The 18,479-nt window shown below is 39.4% G+C and carries 14 protein-coding genes and 1 tRNA gene; 4 read left to right on the top strand and 11 right to left on the bottom strand.

Annotated elements, in window-relative coordinates; genetic code table 11:
* Positions 1–63: 63 nt before the first annotated feature.
* A complete protein-coding gene (locus tag NDN13_RS17550) occupies positions 64–2,031 on the bottom strand; it encodes an HAD-IA family hydrolase (protein WP_251116364.1) in 1,968 nt (655 codons plus the stop codon).
* A 114-nt stretch (positions 2,032–2,145) separates the two neighbouring features.
* Between NDN13_RS17550 and NDN13_RS17545 the strand changes: the two genes are divergently transcribed.
* Positions 2,146–3,048 carry a glycosyltransferase family protein gene (locus tag NDN13_RS17545; RefSeq protein ID WP_251116363.1) on the top strand — a complete coding sequence of 301 codons (903 nt, stop codon included), beginning with the start codon at positions 2,146–2,148 and terminating at the stop codon, positions 3,046–3,048.
* A 77-nt stretch (positions 3,049–3,125) separates the two neighbouring features.
* On the top strand, positions 3,126–4,022 hold the full coding sequence (locus NDN13_RS17540; RefSeq protein WP_251116362.1) for a WaaZ-like lipopolysaccharide core biosynthesis protein: 897 nt from the start codon (positions 3,126–3,128) through the stop codon (positions 4,020–4,022).
* 18 nt (positions 4,023–4,040) lie between these two features.
* Here NDN13_RS17540 and NDN13_RS17535 read toward each other — a convergent pair whose 3' ends face one another.
* The 10 genes from NDN13_RS17535 to NDN13_RS17490 all read right to left on the bottom strand — a co-directional run bounded on the left by NDN13_RS17535 (position 4,041) and on the right by NDN13_RS17490 (position 16,040).
* Positions 4,041–4,952 carry a glycosyltransferase family 32 protein gene (locus NDN13_RS17535; RefSeq protein ID WP_251116361.1) on the bottom strand — a complete coding sequence of 304 codons (912 nt, stop codon included), beginning with the start codon at positions 4,950–4,952 and terminating at the stop codon, positions 4,041–4,043.
* 69 nt (positions 4,953–5,021) lie between these two features.
* On the bottom strand, positions 5,022–5,780 hold the full coding sequence (locus NDN13_RS17530; RefSeq protein WP_251118263.1) for a glycosyltransferase family 25 protein: 759 nt from the start codon (positions 5,778–5,780) through the stop codon (positions 5,022–5,024).
* Positions 5,780–6,790, bottom strand: coding sequence for a stealth family protein (locus tag NDN13_RS17525; RefSeq protein WP_251116360.1), 1,011 nt, complete (start codon positions 6,788–6,790; stop codon positions 5,780–5,782). Before NDN13_RS17525 ends, NDN13_RS17530 begins: the two co-directional genes overlap by 1 nt.
* A 31-nt stretch (positions 6,791–6,821) precedes the next feature.
* Positions 6,822–7,577 (bottom strand): glycosyltransferase, encoded by a 756-nt coding sequence (locus tag NDN13_RS17520; RefSeq protein ID WP_251116359.1) that lies wholly within the window; start codon positions 7,575–7,577, stop codon positions 6,822–6,824.
* Between the two features lie 173 nt (positions 7,578–7,750).
* Complete coding sequence (locus tag NDN13_RS17515; protein ID WP_251116358.1) at positions 7,751–8,911, bottom strand: nucleotide sugar dehydrogenase; 1,161 nt, start codon at positions 8,909–8,911, stop codon at positions 7,751–7,753.
* Between the two features lie 140 nt (positions 8,912–9,051).
* Positions 9,052–9,978, bottom strand: coding sequence for a branched-chain amino acid transaminase (locus NDN13_RS17510; protein WP_004652473.1), 927 nt, complete (start codon positions 9,976–9,978; stop codon positions 9,052–9,054).
* A 29-nt stretch (positions 9,979–10,007) separates the two neighbouring features.
* Positions 10,008–12,755 carry a bifunctional [glutamate--ammonia ligase]-adenylyl-L-tyrosine phosphorylase/[glutamate--ammonia-ligase] adenylyltransferase gene (gene glnE / locus NDN13_RS17505; RefSeq protein WP_251116357.1) on the bottom strand — a complete coding sequence of 916 codons (2,748 nt, stop codon included), beginning with the start codon at positions 12,753–12,755 and terminating at the stop codon, positions 10,008–10,010.
* 72 nt (positions 12,756–12,827) lie between these two features.
* On the bottom strand, positions 12,828–14,099 hold the full coding sequence (locus tag NDN13_RS17500; protein ID WP_251116356.1) for a sensor histidine kinase: 1,272 nt from the start codon (positions 14,097–14,099) through the stop codon (positions 12,828–12,830).
* Positions 14,100–14,332: 233 nt separating this feature from the next.
* Positions 14,333–15,688 (bottom strand): KAP family P-loop NTPase fold protein, encoded by a 1,356-nt coding sequence (locus NDN13_RS17495; RefSeq protein WP_251116355.1) that lies wholly within the window; start codon positions 15,686–15,688, stop codon positions 14,333–14,335.
* Between the two features lie 265 nt (positions 15,689–15,953).
* Positions 15,954–16,040 (bottom strand) — tRNA-Leu (locus tag NDN13_RS17490).
* 180 nt (positions 16,041–16,220) lie between these two features.
* Here NDN13_RS17490 and queA point away from each other — a divergent pair.
* Positions 16,221–17,258, top strand: a complete 1,038-nt coding sequence (gene queA / locus NDN13_RS17485; RefSeq protein ID WP_251116354.1) for a tRNA preQ1(34) S-adenosylmethionine ribosyltransferase-isomerase QueA — start codon at positions 16,221–16,223, stop codon at positions 17,256–17,258.
* A gap of 178 nt (positions 17,259–17,436) precedes the next feature.
* Positions 17,437–18,465 (top strand): hypothetical protein, encoded by a 1,029-nt coding sequence (locus tag NDN13_RS17480; RefSeq protein WP_251116353.1) that lies wholly within the window; start codon positions 17,437–17,439, stop codon positions 18,463–18,465.
* Positions 18,466–18,479 lie beyond the last annotated feature (14 nt).

The following is an 18,479-nucleotide window of genomic DNA, read 5'->3' as shown; positions in this document are numbered from 1 at the left end:
TGGCCCAAACTCACTAACCCTGCTCAGACCAAAATACAGAGCTGACAACATCGAAATTTAAGCTCAAGACTGGTGCTGGTTATAATTACCTAAGCTCAATTGCAATGAAAACTTGTTAAACAGTAACAATGTCCAGATAAAATAGCGCGTCTTCAGATATGGAAAAAAGCCAATTTTAATGTGTTTCTTATGATTTTTTTTCACCTTTAATGGCTTAAACACATGTAAAAGCAGTGATTGTATCGGGGTTCTCCAAGTTAAGCCCTTCAACATATTGAGAGTAGATTTAGGTTGCTTCAGAAAATCTGTGAACGATGTCTTCACCGAAAATAGTGGTGTAGAACCATGATGTAAGACATCAACTGCTAACCGAACCTCATTCATCTTTTCAATATCAATATGCTCTGGATAATCACAAAAAATATTTGTCCACGCTACAAGATCCCCTCCCTCCAGATAAAGGTTGATTTGACCAAAAATGGTTTTAATATCCTCAAAAAAAGCTTCAGCTCCTAGAACAATTTCAGCATAATTTTCCTTAACAAGGTGTTCATCCTGATTCGGATTATCTTTATATATCGGCTCTCCATTGATCGAAACACCATAAATTGGAAACTCTGGTGAGCTTAAAAGTAATTCAACAAATTTCCAGTTCTTGGTAAATACTTTCGGATCTAAGATATTCAAATTATTAGGAATAAAAGCATCGAATGCATATTTTTTAGTACGATAAGGCAATAAAGTAGACCAATAAAAACCATTGATTGGATGCTGTAACACATCTTCCAACATTTTCTGAGAGGTGAAAGCAACGGTCTTACTATCAACTATTCCGACCTGCTCATCTTTGCCTATGATCGTATCAATATAATGATGATAATCAGCGTACATTTGCTCAGCATGTTGTTCAAAATGATGCTTATGCTCTTGAATAAAATCGTGATAATTACTGGCTTTGTTAAAAGATCGCCCTTCTGTTAATGCAGCAATATCTGCATATTTATGCGCATAAAAATCGACAATCGCTTTAGCACTTTCAATATTCTGCTTCTCATAATCAAGTCGGTACACCAGATTCAGTAGGCGTGGTGCATATACATAACTGGTTTTAATTCCACCAACATGAAATTGTTTGAAAGCCTTTTGCAGTAAATAGCCATCTCGAGCAACAAACAAAAGATGATCAAGTTTTTTTTCTAGTGCTGTTGTTTCAATCCATTTACTATAACCATAAGCCAAAGGTGCAGCATAGCCATAACCAATCTCTTGCCAATATGGACGCTTATTCTGTACCAATGACTGGTTCAACCACCGCATTGCTAGCATTGCGACCAAAATACTCTTGCCTAAATTGAGCGTGCCTTGTTCTGTAAATCGTCTTGCCCGCTCATCAACAGCTAAGAACTGCTGTGCAACCTGTTTATATAAAATTGCTTGGACACCTAGTTTCGCAGGTGCTCTATAATCACCTTTCTTATTATCACCAATATGAACAATATCTTGTGCGCTCACCTTTAAATCAGAAAAAACCTGCTCAAACAATGTACCTTTTTTCTTGGTTTTACCATAACTGCTAGACACATATAAATGCTCAAAAGCATGAAATTCATTTTTAATCAGTAATTTCTGCAAACTCTCAAATGAGTGGTACATATCCGAAATTACAATAACTTTTTTATTTAATTCAAGGGCATAATCCCAAATTATTTTCATTTCTGGGTTCGGTTGTAAAACCATAAACTCCCAGTTTAATTCAATTTCTTTGGCGCATTTAAACTCAGCCTCAATTTCATTATAAATATCGTCATAGCAGATCTCTTGTCGATCTGGATTTTTCTTTCTCGCTCTAAATTCAGCCTCTCTTCGAGCCAGAGCAAAACCTTCCAAACATTGATCAATCTCGATATGTAAAAATAAATCTCGTGGAGATAAATACGGACGTAGCAATAAGGTATCAAAAATATCAAAAGAGACAATCTCTGCTTGGGCAATTTTCCTTTTGGCTTTTTCAATAAATGTATTTATTATCATTACATTGCCTCACATAACTACTTTATAACATAACCAGAAGTAGAGAATATTTCAAAAAGGGTCGCTCTTTTTAGACTATAATTAACAATAAAGCCTTAAAACTGGAAGCTAGTCATGTCTAACTCCACAATTAAAATTTTCGTTGGTTGTGACCCAAACAACTGCGACTTAGAGCAAATGATGGTACTGGACTATAGTGTCCGCAAGCATACCAAACATCCCGTTGAAATCATATGGATGCAGCTTAGTCAGGATCCAAATAGTCCATGGTATACCAATCAACAATCAGGTGAAGGCTGGCATACGGAACATTGGGCAACGCCTTTTTCAGGTTTTAGATGGGCAATCCCAGAGTCATGTAATTTCGAAGGTCGTGCCATTTATATGGATGCGGATGTTGTGGTGTTATGTGACATTTCAGAACTTTGGGCACATCCTAAAAAGGACGAAGCAATCGTGATTGCAAAAGGTGGAAAGAACTCAGCTAGGCTGTGTACTTGTGTTTGGGATTGTGAGAAAGCCAAACAATACCTTCCTCCATTAAAAGATATTCAGGCAGATCCAGAGAGCCATAAAAAATTGATGCAGCTTTTAAAAGATAAACCAAAGTTGGTTCAATCTTATCAGGACTCATATAACAATATTGATGGTGAAGGTTTAGCCGCAGACCAAATCAAAATCTTGCATTATTCAGATATGGGCACACAATTCAGCCATAAATACTCCTTACCTCGTTTAGAGGCTGAAGGGCAAAAACACTGGTTCGACGGTAAAATCATGCCGCACCCACGTGAAGACCTGACTGAACTGTTCGACCAATATTATCAAGAAGCCATTGCAGCGGGTTATCGCCCAGAGAACTACCGTATTGAGCCCTTTGGTGATTTTTCTAAAGCGACCCAAATTCATTATCGCGGCAACAAAGTAACTCGCCCAGAAGATAGAAATTGGTTTGCTCGTTCATTACATAGTCTAAAAACCAAATTGAAAAAGAAAAGCTTTTCTTTAGACGACTAATATCAATCGAAACTAGATGACCTAAACCAAGTTATCTAGTTTCATTCGTCTCAATGATTTTATAAATGAGTTTTTAAATGGTTCACTTCTTTTCAGATCGCATTTCTAGAAGTATTTATAAATTGGTTTATAAGCTTTTGTTCCCTAAAGCAGCAAAACATAATCGTCGCTACTGGCCACTTTATAGCGTGGAGCGCGATTCACAGAACCGTATTGAGAAAATTTATTTTAAGAAAAAACTGGTGTCCAATAATCTCCTTCCAGCAAAAATTTCTCATAAAAAATGTATGCTAGTGGCGACAGGCCCTTCTATTCAACAACTAGATCCCGAAATTCTGCATCAAGGCGATAGCGATTATATCGGGGTCAACGGTGCCATCGCATTTGATTCAATTCCATTTTCTAGTTATGTCATTATTGATCATAACTTTGTGAACTGCCGTTTCGATCTGGTCCAAAAAGTCTTGAATAGCGATTGCACGTTTTACACAACACCACGTTGCCTAGACCTGATTTTAAGACACGTTCGGATTGAAGATATTCATTGTCAGATCAAAACCATTGAAACAATTACTGATGGTCAAGTCGAAACCTTTCTAGAGCATGCTAGACACTTTGATCAAAATGAAACTGACTTCTTTATTCACAAAGACATGGGTTTCTCACTCGATGTTTATAAAGGTACTTTTGACTATTTTACCGTGGCTTATGTTGCCCTTCAGATTCTCTTTACTCTGGGATATAAAGAAATTTATATCGCGGGTTTAGACATGAATAATTTTTCTCAGCCACGTTTTTATGAAAGCATTGACGGACAGCAACCAACGACCTTAAATCATCATGTCAATGAAGTATTTCAAGCCTTTGATGTCGCTGCAACGCTATTTAAAGAAAAAGAGATTAAAGTTTTCAACCTGTCTCAAAGCAGTGCTGTACAAGCATTTGAGAAGATTGACCCGAAAACCTTACTTTAAACCCTGAAAGCTCTTGTTTTAGATATCGAGCAGAGAACCTTCCAGATACATGCCCTTTTCATAATAATGACTCAGGGTTTTTCTTTCCTTCCCTGCAAGCTTGATCAGCTTTGGCATTTGCTGAGGTGGGTAGTTGATTGCCATATCGATCAGTACTTTTTCTTTCACCCATTGGTGCTTTACCTGAAAATACAGCGCATTTTGATCACAGTTAATTAAGCACATACTCGGCAAATGATTACGCATCACTTTCTGACAGGCCACATACGCCACTAGATATTCCAGACGACCAATCTGTTGAAACATATCCTGATAATCAGGTTCTGTTTCTTTCAATTTTTGCAGATAGGCTTTAGGCGTCATTTCAATGGCTTTCGCCAACTCATCAAACCATTCTTTAAAGAAGATATTTTTCTCTGCGCTGGCCAATAACCAATTCTCTAAGACAGGAAAATCTTTAAGTGTTGTATTCTTGGCACGGTAATAGGCAAAGCTGTTGGTATTATTCTTCGCAATCAGTTCCTGAATCCAGTCTAAGCTTTCATAAACAAGGATGCTTGCATCCAACCAAATGCCACCATATTGATAAATCAACTCAAAACGAAGTAAATCGGCCTTTTGTTGTGGTGTTGCCTTTGGGAAACGAGCAAAATCAATATCACAAAAGTTTTTCACTGTATCTGGTGTGAGAAAATGAACCTCATAATCCGGATTGGTCTTTTTAACCTGTTCAACACATTTTTCCACAAATCCAGCCAGTGGTCCTTCCCAATACATCCAGATTTTCTTTGGAATGAGCGCATCAGAAATAGTCGGATCAAGTACAATCAGATCTGCTTCATTGTCTATGGCTTCGTTTACCCTTCTCTGTTTATTCGAGTACATCGTATAAAACTTTAAGAGATAGAATATTTTTTTAAATATTTTCATACAGATCACTCAGCCATATCTTCAAATCACCTCAGCTTTTTACTCAAGTGATTTGCCCAGAATATTTAATTAAAAGTAAAGATGCTTAAAAGCATAAAAACGGTCACGCCACATTCGCTTCTGTTTCTTTAAACCATGAGACGAATCGCGCTTTTCCAAGTCTTTACGCTGAATACCCTGTGTTGCAACCGTACCTAAAATATCGCTGTCTAATCCAGCAGGCTGTACAAAGGGCTGCCATACACCTAAGCCCTTTCCATTTTTACTCAACCAACTCTGAAAGAAGATATCAACAGGCACATTTATATTTTTACCTATTTTGACAAATTCTTCTGCGCCTTTACGTGACCAGAGTAATCCCACACCGCGAATTGGAAAATAGTAAGCATGCCAAAGGTTATAGTGATCCATCTGCACAATATCTTTGGCGAGCTTTTTCTTTTTCGCCGCTATGTTCACTACATACCAATCTAATTCTTTATGTTGATCCAGATAATTCAGCAGCGACTCAAGATTCTGCTTAAAATTAGGTAGAACCTGAATGTCATCCTCTAAAACCACCAAATAATCTGCATCACTTTCAAGAAACTTTTCAGCACAACCATAATGACTTAGATAACACCCTAACTCCGAGTTGATCAAACTACGACCTAAAATTCGTTGAGCCTCTGTATCATCGTACTGTTCGAACTCAGATAAGGCCTTACCACGTCCATCATAGGCCGAAAAACGAGCAAATAGCCAACCCGCTTGCTGCAATTGCGCTGTCGCACTGGCCAAGCGTTGATCACTACCATCAAGGTTAATCAGATACGTTTCAACTTTCATCATTTATCCTTTGCTTGTTCTGCAATCGTCGGTTGAATTTGGCTAGGCAAAACATCTCTAAACTTTTCGATGAGGCCGAGACGGACACGCGCTTCATCCTGTTTATTCAATTGATCCAGACTTTGTATACATCCAAATTTGATCTGTTCGTTAGATAAAGCCTGTATAAATGAACCGAGATCACGGCTATCTTTCAAATAGGCAATATCAACATCTGGTTTTAAAACAGCCCGTTGCTGCAGAATCGCCAAGTGATTCGATAGCCCAACAGGTAAGATCTGATCGATATTTCTAAATCGATAGGAAATCTGTCGCTGTAATAACCCAACATTCTGTTCAAAATACGTTGTTAGAAGCACTTTACTTAAAATGTGCGGACGATGATGTATTTCATAATAACGATTTAGCCCAATACAATCTGCACTTAGCATTTGAGCAATCGAATATTTAGGCTGCGCAACCTTACCAAATTGGTTTTGAATAAATTTTCTAAAAAGATATTTTGCTTTCTTAATTAAATTGCTTTCCCAATGCCCATAGATCACCATTTGCTCATTGAGCAAGAAGTCCTGCTGTTGAGAAAGTTGATTGAAAAAGAAATCATCATTCAAATAAATAAAATAATCCGATATGCCCTCAATATTCCAAAGCATTGTTTCGATGCTCAAGGAGTTAAATGTCGGCAATGCCGCTTCATAATTACGGAATAATTGCTGATGATCAACTACTTGAATCTTGCCTACAGCGCATAAACCTTGTTGTTCAAACTGATCAAGCCAGACTGGCTTCTGTTGATCAGTTATTACATAAATTTTCCCACAATATGGTACATATTTTAAAATTGAGGCAATACAGAAATAGATTTCATCATTACTGGCGAAACGAGTTGCTTCTACAGCATTTGAGGCTTCTTGTTGCCCTAAATATTGCTGTCGTTTATTTTTCAGGTTGAGATCATTCCCATCAACCCAAGCAATCACAATATCAATGGGTTGTATGCTAGCGCTCATGTCTCAATCTCAATCTGTTATTTGTTTACAGTTATTGCCACGCATCTTTGATCCAGTCTGATGGCAATACATAGCGATACCATTTACCACCACCACCACTAATTGCATCAGGTGGATTAATCTCACCATGGAAAATAATAATTTTTGCGCCTTTGGGCTTAATTGGCGGCTGAAAATAAGCAAATGGAACGGTTCTTAGGCAATGGTATTTATAGCTCTTACACCAATCTTTATTCCAGTAGCTGAGCTTACCCTCTTTATGTACGAACCAAGATAGATACTCTTGTTCGTTACGGAACTTTTGACGAACTTCATCAAAATTTTCGCGGAAGTACGGCAGAATTTCAGGGAAAGCGCCAAGCTTGAAGCGATAAACTGAGCTATTACCTGTAATTCGCCACGGGCGTTTCCAGTCATGAATCACCAAGAACTCACCTTCCGCTTCAAAGAAGCAGTCAATATTATCAATGATGACTACATCCAGATCGAGAAACAGCGCATTGCCTTTTAATCCATATAGATCAGGCTCAAAGGTCGATAGCTTATTCCAACCACGCTCAGGGCTACCTTCTGGCAAATCTAAAGATGGAATCGGAAAACATTGAATATTCGGGTCAATTCCTTCGGTACGATCTGTCAAACAGATCATTTTAAAAGGCAAAGTCAGATGACGTTTCACCATGTTATATAGACGATTAACGTACTCAGCACCATATTTGGTTCCCCATTTCATGCACAAGATCACATTGTCTTCATGAGTTGCCGAGTTTTGTTGAATATCTACCATCTGATAACCTTAAATGCTTGAGATATGAAGGCACACGTGTTATTAGAATCTTAAACATGTTCAATCATATGCACTGAATGTGCCCTCATCTTAGCATAGAGCTCATCATTTTTTTTAGTATTAATTCGTCAATCCTTTTAGCATATTTATTATTGATCGTACTCAAAATAATACTAATTCACCCCAAACAAATCTCGGGTATAAATCTTTTCCATTACATCGCTAAACATCGGCACCATGCGATTGACAATAATCAAATCAGATTTAGATTTAAACTTTTGTAGGCTGGGTTCAACAGGATGCCCCATGTATGCTTTCGCATCCAGCGTCGGTTCATAGATGATAATTTGGATCCCCTGTTCCGCCAATCCTTGCAATACATCATGTACAGCCGACTCCCTAAAGTTATCCGAATCTGCTTTCATGGTCAGACGATACACGCCAACACTTGCAACTTTACGACTGAGAATATCTTCAATTATCGCCTGTTTCCGCGTTTGATTAGAACGAATAATAGCTGAAATTAACTCTTGTGGTGTTTCATGATAGTTCGCCAACAACTGTTTGGTGTCTTTCGGCAAACAATAGCCTCCATAACCAAAGGATGGATTGTTATAGTGGTCACCAATACGCTGATCAAGCGCTACTCCCTTAATAATATCCAATGCACTTAATTGATGCTTCATACAATAGGTATCAAGTTCATTAAAGAAGGCCACTCGCATGGCTAAATAAGTATTGGAAAACAACTTAATCGCTTCTGCTTCAGTCGAATCTACGCAGAGCAGTACAGTATCTTTTTTAATAGTTGCTTTAAGATAGAGCTTAGCTATCTTTTCCGCACGCTTGGATTTCTCTCCTACAATAATACGAGACGGATACAAGTTATCTTGTAAGGCCTGTCCCTCGCGTAAAAACTCAGGTGAAAAGATTAAATTTTTCAGGCCTAATTTCTTTGAAGTTTCTACAGTATATCCTACGGGTACAGTCGATTTGATCAGCATTAAGGCCTTGGGATTAATGGCTTGAATATCCTCAATCACAGCCTCAATACTTGAAGTATCAAAATAATTAGTTTCAGGATTATAGTTCGTTGGTGTTGCAATCACGATTAACTTAGCGTCTTGGTACGCCAACACTTTATCGCAAGTCGCTTCAATATGAGACTCGGATAAATAACTTTGAATACAAGTATCACTAATCGGAGATACCTTTTGATTGATATGCTTGACTCTATTTTTATCAATATCTAAGACAATAACATCGTGTTGTTTGGAAAATAATAAGGCATTTGATAAGCCAACATAACCCGCACCCACAACTGTAATTTTCATTCTTTCTCTATATTTAAGTGTGCTTAGAGACCAAGCTAATCGACAAAAATGAAAGATTGATGATGCTTTTATTGCAATCTCTTGACAGTCAGGCAATAAAAAAGCGAAGCCTAAGCTTCGCCTTTGTGCACGATTACAGCTTATTTAATATAAGTTAACCAGTGTGCATATTTGTCATTGCGACCTTGTACTGCATCAAAGAAAGTCTTTTGAATCACAGTGGTAATCGGGCCACGCGAACCACAACCAATTTCACGATCATCATATTCACGAATCGGGGTTACTTCCGCAGCAGTACCTGTAAAGAATGCTTCATCGGCAATGTAGAATTCATCACGAGTAATACGACGTTCAACCACTTCATAACCCAGGTCTTTAGCAATGGTAATCACGGTTTGACGAGTAATCCCTTCTAACGCTCCGCCTGCTAAATCAGGGGTATGCAACACGCCATCTTTAATCAGGAATACGTTCTCGCCTGCACCTTGGCAAACAAAGCCTTGTGGGTCAAGCAACATTGCTTCGTCATAACCTGAACGTGCCACTTCCTGATGTGCCAAGATCGACACGGTATAGTTACCGCATGCCTTTGCTTTGCACATGGTCACGTTTGGATGGTGATGCGTGAATGAAGAGGTTTTCACACGAATACCACGTGCCATTGCTTCTTCACCTAGGTATGCACCCCAGCCCCATGCTGCAACTGCGGCATGAATGGTGTTGTCTGTTGCGGCAATACCGAGTTTTTCAGAACCAATCCAAATCAATGGACGTAAATAGCAAGATGCTAATTTATTTTCACGCACCACATCGATTTGTGCTTGTTCTAGTGTCGCTTGATCAAATGGAACATTCATTTGATAAATTTTTGCTGAATTTAATAAGCGTTTAGTATGATCTTGCAAACGGAAGATTGCTGTACCATTCGGGGTTTCGTAAGCTCTGACGCCTTCAAAGACACCCATGCTGTAGTGTAGTGTATGAGTTAAGACGTGAATTTTTGCATCACGCCAATCAACTAATTTTCCATCTTGCCAAATAAAACCATCACGATCAGCCAAACTCATCGCACATACTCCATTTTCTTTTTACACAATTATTCACTTTCCACTGCTTGCGCAGTTGGATCAATTAATCTTTGCCATAACTTGCAAACGATCTCGCGGGTATCGTGCCAATCCGCAGCATTGACTTGCATAGATTGATTTGCAAGCGCTAGACGGTGGCTCTCAGCTCGTTCACGGAGATAAGCGTGTATTAATGCTGTGGCATCTTCACTGGATAAGCAGCCTGCTTTAGCAGCATCTTCTAGAATTCTTACATTATCGGAAAAATGGGCGAGATCTGTATTCGTCCCACTCCATGCAAGCACAGCATACTGTGCCATAAATTCGATATCAACGATACCACCTGAGTCCTGTTTTAAATGAAAAATCCCATGTTTTTTTTGCTCAGAAGATGATCCCAAATGATCTTTCATCTTTTGACGCATTTTCAACACTTCTTCACGCACCACATTTTCATCACGTACTTGCGTCAAGATTTGACAGCGGATCTGTTCAAATTGCGTGCATAATCCAGCATCTCCCGCAATTGAGCGAGCACGCACCAAGGCTTGATGCTCCCATAACCAGGCACTCTTTTGTTGATATTGCTCATAAGCTTTTAAACTGGTGACCAGCATCCCCGCTTCACCCGATGGCCGCAGACGGGTGTCAATTTCATAGACACGCCCGTCCAAGGTTTGCGTGGTCATCAGGGACATAAACTTCTGTGCCACACGAATGGCAAACTCGGCCCCACTAATGCCCTTACGGCCATCGGTTTCACTTTGCTCTTCAAAGGCATGGATAAACACCAAATCTAAATCTGAACCATAACCCAACTCAATGCCACCCAATTTGCCATAGGCAATCACGGCAAAGCCTTTGTTATCGAGACTGCAACGCTGTCCATCATTTCCAACAGGATAGCCATGACGCTGTGCAACCGCCTCATAAGCCAAACGCAAAGTCGCCTGTACACTGACTTCAGCAATATCAGTCAGGGCATCGGAGACTTTCATCAATGGACTTTCTGCCAGTACATCACTGGCGGCAACCGTCAATACATTACTCTTTTTAAATAAGCGCAACACCCGCATCTGATCTTCAACTTGATCAATCTCGATGCGTAGCAATTGTTGACGCAGTGAATCTTCCAGATCTTTGCGTTGTGGCAGACCAAAATCCATCGACAGGAATTCATCCAACAACACAGGATACTGCGCCAGTTCTTCACAGATCCATGGACTAACCGTTGCCATCTTGACCAGTCGCTGTAACGCGCCACGACTTTCCATCAACATGACCAGATAGACGGTACGACGCAGCACCGATTCAACCAATGGCATCAAACGCAATAGCGCCATTTGTGGTTGATCCGACTGTAAAATCGCTTCGATCAAATGTGGCCAGAACTTCTTTAAACGCTCTAAGGCACTGGCTGGGATTTTGCGTAATGCCTGACCATGCCAAAAGTTTTGAATTAAATTCTTGGCATCATCATCCAATACGGCATTGAGTTTTTGCTCAAGCTGCACAAAATCATCAACTGGCTCAGCAAACTCTTTTTCCTGAATCAACTGCTTAAACTGGACTTTGACCTTGTCACGTTTCTGATTCAACACATCCAAGAAGGCAGCCCAATCGGCAAAGCCAAGCGTATCCAACATCCGTTGTCTGAGTTCAGGTTCGGTTGGCAAGGATTGAGTTTGCTGATCATTCAAGGCTTGAATCGCGTGTTCGACACGTCTTAGGAATAGATAGGCATCTTCCAAATCAATCACTGCTTGCTGATCCAGCAATTCAGCTTCACCCAAATGATGCAAATTGACCAAACATTGGCGATCTTGCAGTTCACGCTTCGATCCACCATAGATCAACTGGAACACCTGCACGATGAACTCGATTTCACGAATCCCACCTGCACCAAGCTTAATATCTTCTTCGATATTACGACGCATGACTTCACGCTCGATCATGGCTTTCATTTCACGCATGGCGGCGAAAGCGGAATAATCGACATAACGACGGAATACAAAAGGACGCGACATGTCGAGCAATTCTTCGCCCGCTTTGCCACCTGTAATCACGCGCGCCTTAATCCAGGCATAACGTTCCCATTCACGCCCATGCTGGCTCAGATATTTTTCTAGACCACTATGGCTAATTGCCAATGCCGAACCATCGCCCCACGGACGCAAACGCATATCAACACGGAACACAAAACCATCAGCGGTAATATGATCGAGCAGATAAATCAGCTTCTGTCCCCACAGAATGCAGAACTGCTGTACATCAATACATTTACGCCCATTGGTTTCGCCTTGTTCATCGAAGGCAAAAATCAGGTCAATATCACTGGAAAGATTTAGCTCTTGGGCACCGAGCTTGCCCATGCCAATCACAATCAGGTCTTGTAACTGACCTGAATAACCAATTGGCTCGCCATGTTTGGCTAATAAAGGCGGTAATGCAAAAGCTTTGGCGGCACAAATACTGGCATCGGCAAAATCGGATAACTCACGTGTCAACGTCACCACATTGGTCAGTTGATTGGCATCTTGCCAAATCCAGCGAAACATGAGCTTGGCACGGAGTACGCGTAAGGCTTTCATCCATGATTGTTCATCAGTGACTTCCGCCACAGCCAGTTGCACTTTTTGATAAATGGTTTCAGTCGACAGCGAGTCAAGAAATTGATCTTCGGAATAGTCTTGTTCTAATTGTAATGTGTATAAATTTAAAACTTGTTCAGCATATTGGCTTGCAACTAAGGTTTTTTGTAGCTGTTGCGCATTCATATAAAAAGGCTCGACTGATGTCATGTCATCTAGGTTAGTTATATCAGTTACAAGCTTATCTTTAAAATCTCTTTAGACTAATTTAGCTTTGCTTTTTTGTTGATCCGTACATAAATCAACCTGTTCACGTTCGATTGGCAGCAACACGGTAAACACTGTACCTTCGCCTTCATTGGAGCTGACATTGATTTCACCCAGATTCATTTCTACAAAGCGCTTACACAGACTTAAGCCTAGACCTGCACCTTTCTCTCCTGCGGTGCCTTTATAACTCATGGTAATCCGTGGCTGGAACAGATCGTTGATTTGTTGTTGAGTCATGCCGAGGCCAGTGTCTTTGACATAGACTTCAACATAAGTGCCTTTATGCTGTGCTTGGATATAGACTTTGCCCGTACCATCCACATCGGTAAATTTCAGCGCGTTAGATACCAAATTCTGAATCACCGAGGTGATCATATTCATATCAGCATAGACTTTAAGATTTTCATCAACTTCATTAATCAGTTGAATATTCTTCTTAATCGCCAAAGTTTTCAGGATATCGGTCACGATATTGGTGATCTGGCGCAGCTTAAAATTGATCGGGTGATAGACAAAACGTCCACCTTCCGCCATCGCCCAATTGAGCAAGCTTTCTAATAAGTTATAGGTCGATTGCGAAGTCTCATAAAGATAGTCGGCAATATTCTGAATGCTAGACTCGTCTAAGGTTTCACGTTCTTTGGCTAAGATTTCTGAGAAGCCTAGTAGCCCATGAAATGGTGCACGTAAGTCATGGGAAATAATCGAAAAGAATTTGGTTTTACTAAAATTGAGTGCAGCTTCTTGTTCGTATAGTTCTTTCAGTTCGTCATGGTTAAACTTCAATTCCAGTTGTTGCATGAAGTTGACACAATGTTCTTGCAGGAGTTGTTTTTGTAGATCGCTAAAACCTTGTGCAGCCTCATCAAACAGGATGATATAGCCAAGTGAAGTTTGGTCTGGATGTCTAAGATGTAGAGCGATCGCGGTTTGGATTTTCTTTTTTAGGGGTGCGAGAAATGCCAGTAAGGTTGAGTATTGCGGATGGTTGCTATCGACCAGATCTCCATTCACAAATAGGGTATTTAGACTTTTAGTAATTTTTGCAGAATCAATAGCTTTGAGTTTTTCAGGGCAACGATGCCAAAGGTAAGGTTCTTGGTGAAATGACAGCAATGCGGTACTGGCTTGCATCAGTTTTCGGTTGAACTGTAAAAATTGCTCAAGCAAATTCTGCTCTGAAGTTAGCCCCAAAGAAAGAGAGATTTTACAAGCACTTAACTTTTCGGCTTGCTGTAGTTCTAATAATTGAATCGTCATTCCCGCCTCTCGAATATTTTCGTTATACGGTTCTTTACGTTTTATAAAAAAAATGTGAAAACTATCACTTAGTATTAACAAACTTTAACAGAAAAGGCAATTGTTGATTCAATCAATTCGCAACAAAACGTGAAATTTCATTAAATTTAAACATCGGGAACAATAGACCTCTTATATTTTTAACTTATTCGTCAATCTTCAATATATAGGATGAACCAGCCCTGCCTTTTAAATTAGTTACCAATAACATGAATATAATAATCCCAGCTTTCAATAAGGTCAGCACTGGAAATTTCATTTGGGAAATAGCTAATTAGAACATCACTATTCTTCTGCCCAGCGGAATTTGAAAAGTATTTTAAAAACCCGCCAAGATGCTTGTATCTATCACTCAAAAATTCATAAAAAGTATAATTATATTGTGAGGGTGCATAACGCAAGCGTTGAGCCTCATAATAATTACTCAAAACAGAAAAATGTGAATCATGGAAGTAACGAACAAAATTAGATTGATTAAATGGAGAAATCAACCGAAGTTCCTGAAAAATTAAAACAATGAATAAAATCATGCAACCACCAGAGTTTTGATTTATTTTGAGAAATGAATATCTATTCAATATTTTAATCAATTGTCTGGCATTTGGTTTATAAATCATACAAGCAAGTAGATAACCACTCTCCCACTGCTGAATACCTAATTTTTTACCATACTCATCTAAAATATTTTTATACTTTTCCTCATCCAATTCTTTATTTTTCAAATGAACTGTTATATCAATAAATTTTTCTAGATAGTTAGCATCTTCAGAAAATCCATAAGAACTATTTATTGATTGCTCTAACTGCTTTTTATTTACAGAAAGTACAAAAACAATATTGGGTACATCAAAGAAATGTTTGATTCGCTCAATTAAACGTATGGCAAATTCAGGCTTACATCGATCCAATTCATCTATTACAAAAACAAGTGGCTTATCTAGGTCTTTAGTTAAATGGATTAGTTCATCTTTAAAATATTGTAATGAGTTTTTTTCATTTTCATAATTTTCTACTTGAGCTGATAGATGAGCTTTTAATTGATCATCAATCAAATTGCCAATTTCTTTACCTGCTTCACCACTACCCTCTTGGAGACGCTCAATTATGTCTGAGAATGGTTTCGCTAAAGCACCTGCTCCAACCAAAGTGGTTGTAATTGTCCACAAAATCATGGGGAAACTAGGCAAAGCAGCTCTATAAATATCCCCAATATGTTCGACAAATTTTTCTGTACCACCTTTCTCATCTTCTAAACATTTCGCTATTTCCATAGAGATAGAAATAAAAGGATCGTCTACATAATCTTGTGCAAATGCATCAAGATATAAAACTTTAAATCCATGATCTTTAAGTTGTTTTATCCAATTTTTAACGAACCAAGTTTTGCCTACCCCCCATTCTGCATCAAGGGCAATCGTCATACCAATATTGAGCGGTTCAATAAATTGCTCAAGTCGATCAGCAAGTGCTTTCCGATCCCATAAATCACCATCAAAAGGGTTAGTAATTTCAGCATCATGATTTACTTTTATAAATTTTGGCGAGTGCACTATTATTCCTTAATTCAACTATAGCTATTCGATTCATTGTTATTAGGTGATAATGTACTCTTTTTCACAGACTTAAGACTGAATTATTTTTTGTATTAGCCTTAATCCCCCAACTAAAATTTGATGTGGTATCAAATGACCAATTTTATAATTGAGTATCCAATCTTGCTCTTTATCAAAAATATTTCAGCCCTGTAATTTTTAAATTAAATTTTCCCATTAAAAAACCCCAAGCCTTTAATACCAGCTTGGGGTCTTTGAATCTTGGTCCCGAGGGTCGGACTCGAACCGACACGTCATCTCTGACAGCGGATTTTGAGTCCGCCGCGTCTACCAATTTCACCACCTCGGGAAGAGTGCGATGCTTTGTGTTGCGTATAATAACCTGTTTGATTTTATTGTCAAACACTAACTCACGCTTATTGCTCACTTTTAAATCACTCAGATATTTTTCTATCAATAAACACGCGAACTCAGCGAGAAAACCCAAAAAAGACTATACTACGCCCAATTTTTGCAATGTTTTAGATGTATGCAACTCTCCGACTTTTCGTTTGATCTCCCCGATGAACTTATTGCTCGCTATCCATTAGACAGCCGTAGCGCATCTCGCCTGCTGCATATCGATGCGCAAGGTCAATATCACGACCACGCCTTTACCGATATTCTTGACCTGCTCGAAGATGGTGATTTGCTGGTACTGAATGACACCAAAGTCATGAAAGCGCGCTTAAAAGGTAAACGTGCCACAGGTGGTGCAATCGAAGTTCTGGTTGAACGCATGTTGGATACCCACACTGCCCATTGCCATATCAAATCAAGTAACTCACCCAAAGCAGGTGCAGAACTGTATATCGGTGAAGATGCTGTTCCTGTCACGGTACAAGGTCGCCATGAAAATCTGTTTGTGGTGAAGTTTTCACAACCAATTTTGTCGGTACTGGATCAATACGGTCAACTGCCGATTCCACCTTATTTCAACCGTGAAGCCGAAGAGATTGATACCGAACGTTATCAAACCGTGTTCCACGACCCTGAAAAAATTGCCAGTGTTGCAGCGCCAACAGCCAGTCTGCATTTTGACCAAGGCTTATTAGAAAAACTAGCAGCCAAAGGCGTGCAAAAGACCTTTGTCACGCTACATGTCGGTGCAGGGACTTTTATGCCTGTGCGTACCACAGACATTACCAATCACATTATGCACAGTGAATGGTGTGACGTACCTCAAGCGACCATTGACCTGATTTTGGCCACCAAAGCGCGTGGTAATAAAATCATTGCAGTCGGAACTACGGCGACCCGTGCCTTAGAAAGTGCAGCTCAAGCCAATCAAGGTCAAATTGCAGCGTGGACAGGTGATACTCAAATCTTTATCTATCCAGGTTATCAATTCTGTATCGTGGATCGTTTGATTACCAATTTCCATTTACCAGAATCGACCTTACTGATGTTGGTGTCTGCTCTATCGAATCGAGACAATATCTTGGCTGCTTATACCCATGCGGTGGAGCAACGTTATCGCTTCTTTAGTTATGGCGATGCAATGTTGGTGGATAAGCTCGACGCTTAATACTGATCAATCGACTAAATTACGGTTTAGTCGATTGTTCCTATAAAAAAGCTTTGGTAAAAGTCATTCATTCAAAATAATAAAACTCAACTAGATGCAGATTATAGACTTCTTAGTTTCTGAAATTTAACGCATAATTCAAACAAGACAGACCAATTATAATGAAACGATTATTTCCATGCCGATCGACACTGTACAACAAGCGCTACACATCAGACATAGAAAAAATGCGCAGGTTTTTCGCAATATTGCACGACTGTGGGATGTTGGACAGAAAGCGCATAGTGATCAAGCTCTATTAGATGCCTTGCATCCTTGGCGTGACGATCACAGCATGCGTTTTTTTAATGTCCTACCCTATTTATTAGCACTGATCAGTATTGGCACCTTGGTTTTGGGTTATTTTCTACATCCGCATATTCAATATATCTGGAGTCTACTCGGGGCATTTTTGACTGGTTTTTTGGCCTATCTACTCTATGAACCACAAGAGCCATTAACACGCGTCATCAATTATCTAGAAGAACGAATGACCGTATTACGCTATGGTTTGCAGTTCCAGCAATTGCCGGCTTATTTACCGATTCAAGCGCAACCACTTTTGGTGATCAGCAAGCTAAAGCAACATTTCCCCCTATTTAATCGCGGCAATGAATCTAACGAAATTACCCAATACGCGTCGACCACATGGCATGATGGCAACACAGAACATCAAGTTCTACTGTTTCAGTATCACTATGTCAGTGAAATGCCGATTCTGCAGGATCAAGGCACAGATAAAAAAATCGTTAAAGAAATCCATAAAGACTTGTGGGGCGCGTTTATTTTTCAAATGCCAGCCTTAGGGATTGCGGTCAGCAATCAACGTTCTCGTTTTTTTGAACCTTATACCAGTTCATGGCAAAGCAGCGATATTTTGATTAACCAAGAATTGAATATTTTTGGCTTAGATCAACACCGACTCGCAAAAGAAGTCAGCCCTAGCCTGACCTTAAAATTACATGATTTTTTTCAACATTTTACAGGCGATTTAATTTATCATCATGAGGAGCAAATCATGTGTTATGTCGGCGAACAAAATCTTTTCCAAACCGCCAGTAAACGCAGTGACATTCAGGATATTCCCGCATTACGTGGACACTTAAGAACCATGACCATGCCGCAATATCATAAGTTTCAACAATTGATGCTGAATTTAATTCGCTAATCATTGAGCAATAA

It is taken from the genome of Acinetobacter sp. C32I (assembly GCF_023702715.1).
Lineage (GTDB): Bacteria > Pseudomonadota > Gammaproteobacteria > Pseudomonadales > Moraxellaceae > Acinetobacter.
Note: the sequence above shows the minus strand (reverse complement) of the source record. Positions and strands in the feature narration are given on the sequence as shown.